6 protein-coding genes and 1 pseudogene are annotated in these 5751 nt (G+C 71.8%); 6 read left to right on the top strand and 1 reads right to left on the bottom strand.

Annotation, left to right across the window (positions count from 1 at the left end; translation table 11 throughout):
• A partial coding sequence (locus ABT367_RS40430; protein WP_352258848.1) for an aldehyde dehydrogenase family protein occupies window positions 1-1321 on the bottom strand: 1321 nt, incomplete at its 3' end.
• Window positions 1322-1498: 177 nt separating this feature from the next.
• Here ABT367_RS40430 and ABT367_RS40425 point away from each other — a divergent pair.
• The 6 genes and pseudogenes from ABT367_RS40425 to ABT367_RS40400 form a co-directional block, all read left to right on the top strand.
• A complete protein-coding gene (locus ABT367_RS40425; RefSeq protein ID WP_165336312.1) occupies window positions 1499-2272 on the top strand; it encodes an IclR family transcriptional regulator in 774 nt (257 codons plus the stop codon).
• A complete protein-coding gene (locus ABT367_RS40420) occupies window positions 2273-2761 on the top strand; it encodes a GNAT family N-acetyltransferase (RefSeq protein ID WP_352258847.1) in 489 nt (162 codons plus the stop codon).
• A 163-nt stretch (window positions 2762-2924) separates the two neighbouring features.
• A complete protein-coding gene (locus ABT367_RS40415) occupies window positions 2925-3458 on the top strand; it encodes a SigE family RNA polymerase sigma factor (RefSeq protein WP_352258846.1) in 534 nt (177 codons plus the stop codon).
• A complete protein-coding gene (locus ABT367_RS40410) occupies window positions 3455-4351 on the top strand; it encodes a hypothetical protein (RefSeq protein WP_352258844.1) in 897 nt (298 codons plus the stop codon). Before ABT367_RS40415 ends, ABT367_RS40410 begins: the two co-directional genes overlap by 4 nt.
• Window positions 4352-4470: 119 nt before the next feature.
• On the top strand, window positions 4471-5472 hold the full coding sequence (locus tag ABT367_RS40405; protein WP_352258843.1) for a hypothetical protein: 1002 nt from the start codon (window positions 4471-4473) through the stop codon (window positions 5470-5472).
• Window positions 5469-5751: pseudogene (locus ABT367_RS40400) on the top strand (histidine kinase); the annotation flags it as partial. The gene ABT367_RS40405 and the pseudogene ABT367_RS40400, both read left to right, overlap by 4 nt.

Below are 5751 nucleotides of genomic sequence, written 5' to 3'. Positions count from 1 at the left end.
GCCAGCCGCCGACGAGGACGCGGCCCGCGAGCGCGGTGAGCTCGGCGAGGAGCGCGGCGCCGCGGCCCTGCGGGTCCCCGGCTTCGACCTCGGACAGGTGCAGGGTCGCGGTCAGATTGCCGGGCAGCCGCGACAGTACGGCGGTGATCTCGGCCTCGTCGTCGTAGCGGGCGACGACGGTGACCGGCCCGAAGCACTCCTCCAGGAGCAGATCGTGCGCACCCTCCTCGACCAGGCGCGCGGCGTCCACGGTGAGGAAGCCCGCGCCGACCGTGTGCTCACCGCCCGAGCCCGGGGTGACGGGCGCCTCGACTCCGTCCAGGGCGGCCCGCGCGGCGACGCCCTGGATGAAGGCGTCCCGCATCCGGTGGTCGAGCAGCACGCCGGCCTCGACCTCGCTGACGCCGTGCGTCAGTTCCTTGACGAGGGTGTCGCCGTTCGCACCGGCCGGTACGAGCACGAAGCCCGGCTTGGTGCAGAACTGGCCGACGCCCAGGGTCATCGAGCCCGCGAGCCCCGCGCCGAGCTGCTCACCGCGCTCGATCGCGGCGGCCTCGGTGATCACCACCGGGTTGAGCGAACCGAGTTCGCCGTGGAACGGGATCGGGTGCGGACGGGCGGCCGCCGCGTCGAAGAGCGCGCGTCCGCCGCGTACCGAACCCGTGAAGCCGGCCGCGGAGATCAACGGGTGCTTGATGAGTTCGACGCCCGCCTCGAATCCGTGCACCAACTGCACGACGTCCTCGGGCAGTCCGTTCTGCACGGCCGCGCGGCGCAGCACCGAGGCGCAGATCTCGGAGGTGGCCGGGTGGTCCGGGTGCGCCTTGACCACGACCGGGCAGCCGGCCGCGAGCGCGCTCGCGGTGTCGCCGCCGGGGACGGAGAAGGCGAGCGGGAAGTTGGAGGCGGCGTAGACGGCGACGACGCCGAGCGGCACCTTGTAGCGGCGCAGATCCGGCCACGGCGGGGTGCGGGAGTCGTCGGCGTGGTTGATGACGATGTCGAGGAATGCGCCCTCGTCGACGAGGCCGGCGAAGGAGCGCAGCTGGAAACTGGTGCGCGCGAGCTCCCCGTTGAGGCGGCCGGGGCCGAGCGCGGTCTCCGCGTCGGCGGCCTCGACTACATGGGCGGCGGCCTCGTCGAGCAGATCGGCGGCGGTGCGCAGGAACGCGGCGCGCACGGCGCGGTCGGCCAGCGTCTCGCGTACCGCATGGGCCGCGCGCACCACGCGGTCGATCTCCTGAGCTGTGGCCTCGACCGCAACCTGCTCACGCGGCTTCCCGTTACGGGGGTCGACGCTCCAGACTTGTGCTGCTGCCACGGCCGGTCCTTCCCGAACGCCCGAAGTGCACGGTTTCGCCCCGCCGTTCTCGGTGGTCCGCCACGAGAACCTGGGAAAACTCTGCCGCTCACCAGGGCCGTTCGATATGCTGAACGCTGTCTCCGAATGTGAATCGCTTTGGAGGCTATGCGTTGGCGAACGAAGGGGTCAAGGGCGATGTCTGCAGCCGACACCGGCGGTGGTGCGCAGGTCAAGTCCGCTGTGCGGACCGTGGAATTGCTCGAGTACTTCGCGGGCCGGCCCGGAATGCACTCGCTGGCGGCGGTGCAGGAAGCGGTCGGGTACCCCAAGTCCAGCCTCTACATGCTGCTGCGCACGCTCGTGGAGCTCGGCTGGGTCGAGACGGACGCGACGGGCACGCGCTACGGCATCGGCGTCCGCGCCCTGCTCGTGGGCACCTCGTACATCGACGGCGACGAGGTGGTGGCCGCGGCCCGTCCGACGCTCGACCGGCTCTCCGACGACACCACGGAGACCATCCACCTGGCGCGTCTGGACGGCGTGAACGTCGTCTATCTGGCCACCCGCCAGTCCCAGCACTATCTGCGCCCGTTCACGCGCGTGGGGCGGCGGCTGCCCGCGCACTCCACCTCGCTCGGCAAGGCGCTGCTCGCCACCCACACCGACGAGCAGGTGCGCAAGATGCTGCCGGAGACGCTCGCGCCGCTCACCGAGCACACGATCACGGACCGCGAGCAGCTGATCGAGGAGCTGCACCAGATCCGCGAGCAGGGCATCTCGGTGGACCGCGAGGAGAACACCCTCGGGCTGCGCTGCTTCGGTGTCGCGATCCCCTACCGCACGCCCGCCCGTGACGCGATCAGCTGCTCGGTGCCTGTGGCGCGTCTGACACCCGCCCACGAACAGATGATCAAGGACGCGCTGTTCGACGCGCGGGACCGTCTTACGCTCGCGACCCGGAGGCTCTGAATGTTCGACGCGGTACAGCCGGTGACCGATATCGCCCTGCGACCGGTCCACTCCAGTGATCTGCCGGTCTTCTTCCGGCAGATGAACGATCCGGAGTCGATGCGCACGGCCGCCTTCGTCTCGCCGAAGTCGGCGGACTGGGACCTGTTCGCGGCACATTGGGAGCGCATCTGCGCCGAGTACGTGGTCCGTACGGTGCTGCTCGACGGCGATGTGGTCGGCAGCGCGGCGGTCTACGGCGAGCCGGGCGAGCTGGAGGTCACGTACTGGATCGACCGCGCGTACTGGGGCCGCGGTGTGGCCACGGCCGCCCTGCGCCTGCTCATCGCGGAGGTCACGGACCGCCCGCTGCACGCCCGCGCCGCGGCGGACAACGCGGGCTCGGTCCGGGTGCTCGAGAAGTGCGGGTTCGTCGTGACGGGCCATGGCTCCGGGTTCGCCGCGGCACGGGACGCCGAGATCGACGAGGTCGTCCTGACACTGGCGTAAGACCGACAGGCCCGTCCCCGCCGCCCCCGGCAGGCAACGCTTCGGTCACGGCGGAAATTCGCGTGCAGCAACTCGGCCGCCTGCTCCGTCAGGTTGAGCGGGAAGCCAGGGCGGCTTCGTAAGGGGGCGGACATGCCGCAGAGACATCAGCCGGGGCCCGCGTATGCGGGCGGCTGACGTGCCGGCCTTCACGGCCTTCGTGCAGGCACGGTCGTCGTCGCTCTTCAGAACCGCGCTGCTGCTCACCGGCGAGCGCCATCTGGCCGACGATCTGGTGCAGTCCACGCTGGAGCAGGTGTGCCGGCACTGGCGGCGGGTGCGTTCCGCCGACGCTCCGGAGGCGTATGCGCGCCGGATCCTGGTGAATCTCGCGAACGACCGCTGGCGCAGGCTGCGCGGGCGCACGGAGATTCCCCTGGACGACGGCATCGGCGGCGAACGGGCCGGACCGGACACCGATCCGTTCCAAAGCCTTCATGTCCGCGACGAGTTGATACGCGGCCTGCACACCCTGCCGATCGGCATGCGGACCGTGCTGGTGCTGCGGTACTTCGAAGAACTCGACGACACGGAGATCGCCTGCCTGATGGACATCTCGGCCAGTTCGGTCAGATCCCAGGCGGCCCGGGGGCTCGCGAAGCTCCGCTCGACCATCAACCCACAGGCGACGCGCGCGAGTTCCGGAGGAGCGGCATGACCCGGATCGACCTGGAGGAGGAGCTGGCCGCGGCCATGCTCGACCGTACGGAGCAGGTACCTCCCCGCACTTACGACGCGAACGCGGTCGTCTCCACCGTGCGGCGGCGCCGCCGGCGGCTGCAGCTGAGCGCGGCGGCGGCCGTCGCGGCCGTGGCCCTCGCGGCCGGTTTCGTGTCCCGGAGCGGCCCCGGCCTGGTCGGTGCCCCGGTGCAGGCCACGGCCGCGCCGAGCCCCGACACCGGTCCCACGGGCGCGCCCACGCATCCGGATCCGGTCCCGCTCGCGGACCCCTCCCAGACCCTGCGCACCCTGTTCCTGTCCGCCCTGCGCCAGCAGAACCCGGCGACCCGCGCCGAGGTGGATCCGGACGCCGTCGCCACGCTGTTCGCCGACCGGTCCACGTACGAACGGATCTGGGGCACCGACTCCCTCGGCGTGACCTGCGGTGAACAGGTCGACGGGGTGCTGGCGGCGGGCGAGGTCTCGCTCTACCAGGGGACACGGCGGGTCGACCGGACGGTGTCCCTCACGTTCGACCCGGCCACGGGCCGGGTCACCGGTCTGACGTGCCGGCCCGTCGCCGGACACGGCAAGGGCGGCGACCCCACGGTGTCCGGTTTCTACGGAGGTCTGGTGGCAGCCGTCAAGTCCGGTGATGACGACGCGGCCCGCCGCAAACAGCTCGAGCAGCAGTTCGTGAGCGAGTACCTGCGAGCCGTCCGGGGACCGAACCCCGCAACCTGTTACTCGCACGAGCCCCGGTTCTGGCTCGCCGACGACGCCACGTCCATGACGCTCACCCACGGCTGGACCGTGACCTTCGGCGACAACGACGGGTTCCCGATCGACATCGACGAGAACGGGAAGATCGCGGGGTCGTGCGGGGGGTGAGCCGGTGAGAGAAGGCTGACCCCGCAACCCCGAGGCTGACCCCGTCTCCCCCGCACGGCGGAGGCGGATCGTCAGCGCGCAGGACGTGGTGGCACGGGTGCGGGCGGGAGCTTGGTCCCATGACCAGGACACCGCTCGCTCCAGCCCTCGCCCCGCCCGCCCTGTCTCCCGCACACCGGCTCCTGCGCCTCGCCGCGATCGTCTCCTGCCTCCCGTATCTGACGCTCAAGTTCGCCTGGATCCTGGGCAGTCACATCGGGATCCCCGACGGCAGTTCGCTGCTCGAGCACCGCACCACGATGCTGGTCGCCAACACCGTCACCGTCCTGATGGACGCCTGCGTCATCGCGCTCGCCCTGCTGCTCACCCGTCCCTGGGGCCTGCGCGTGCCGGCCTGGCTGCTGCTGGTGCCGGTGTGGGTGGCGAGCGGACTGCTCGCCCCGATCATGACCGGGTTCCCGGTGCAGCTCCTGATCAAGGTGCTGGGCGGCGATGTGCAGACCCAGTCCGCGTCGGAGCCGTTCCTGGACGAGTGGGTGTTCGGGGTGGTGTACGGCGGTTTCATCCTCCAAGGGGTCGCGCTGGGCGGCCTGTTCGCCCTCTACGCCCGCCGGCGGTGGGGTCACCTGTGGCGCGGCCGGGTGGGCGATGTGACCACCCCCGCTTCCCGTCCCCTCGCCCTGACCGCCGCCGTCGTCGCCCTGTTCCCCGTCGCCGTCCACCTGATGTGGGCCTCCGGCTCGACCGCGGGCCTCGGCGCGGACGCCGTCCGCGACCGCGCGACCGACACCTGCGCCCTCGAGGTGCTGCACGCCCTCTTCCCGCTGACCGCGGTTGCCGGCGTCCTGGTCATCGCCTTCCGTGTGCCGCCCCGGCTGCCGCTCGCCGTACCGCTGGCCCTCGCCTGGGTCGGTTCCGGCGCGACCGCCTGCTGGGGTGCCTGGCTGACGCTCGCCTCGCTCGGCGCCGGGGACATCGCGGAGCGCCCCACCGCGCTGGTCATGCTGACCTACGCTGGGCAGATGATCGTCGGGATGCTCGTGATCGCACTCGGGGTGCGCTTCTTCGCCGCGCGCTCGGCCGTGGCGCACGACAGCACAGCGGTCTCGATCACCGTATGAGCCCTCGTACCGCCGCCGGGGCGCTGCTCGGCCGGACGGCCCGCCTCCGGTGGGTCCATCTGGTCCTGGGCGGCGCCCTGTTGATGCCGTTCTGGCTGGTCGGCGCGCTGGTGGTGCTGCCGCTCGCGGGCGGCGGCGACACACTGTTCCGCGGTTCGGTGCTCGGCCAGTTCGGCGCGTACGCGCTCGCTCTGCCGCCGGCCGCGGTCGTGGGCCTCTTCCCGCTCGTGCGGCCGCTGTCCGTGGCCATGGCGCGGGCGCTGTGCGGGGTCGACGGCG

It is taken from the genome of Streptomyces mesophilus, from assembly GCF_040300965.1.
Taxonomy (GTDB): Bacteria; Actinomycetota; Actinomycetes; order Streptomycetales; family Streptomycetaceae; genus Streptomyces; species Streptomyces mesophilus_A.
This window is presented reverse-complemented; position numbering and strand designations above follow the sequence as displayed.

Excerpts from the sequence above, each read along its gene's own strand:
- ABT367_RS40425 (WP_165336312.1), top strand. The coding sequence starts at position 1,499 with ATGTCTGCAGCCGACACCGGCGGTGGTGCGCAGGTCAAGTCCGCTGTG.
- ABT367_RS40420 (WP_352258847.1), top strand. The coding sequence starts at position 2,273 with ATGTTCGACGCGGTACAGCCGGTGACCGATATCGCCCTGCGACCGGTC.
- ABT367_RS40415 (WP_352258846.1), top strand. The coding sequence starts at position 2,925 with ATGCGGGCGGCTGACGTGCCGGCCTTCACGGCCTTCGTGCAGGCACGG.
- ABT367_RS40410 (WP_352258844.1), top strand. The coding sequence starts at position 3,455 with ATGACCCGGATCGACCTGGAGGAGGAGCTGGCCGCGGCCATGCTCGAC.
- ABT367_RS40405 (WP_352258843.1), top strand. The coding sequence starts at position 4,471 with ATGACCAGGACACCGCTCGCTCCAGCCCTCGCCCCGCCCGCCCTGTCT.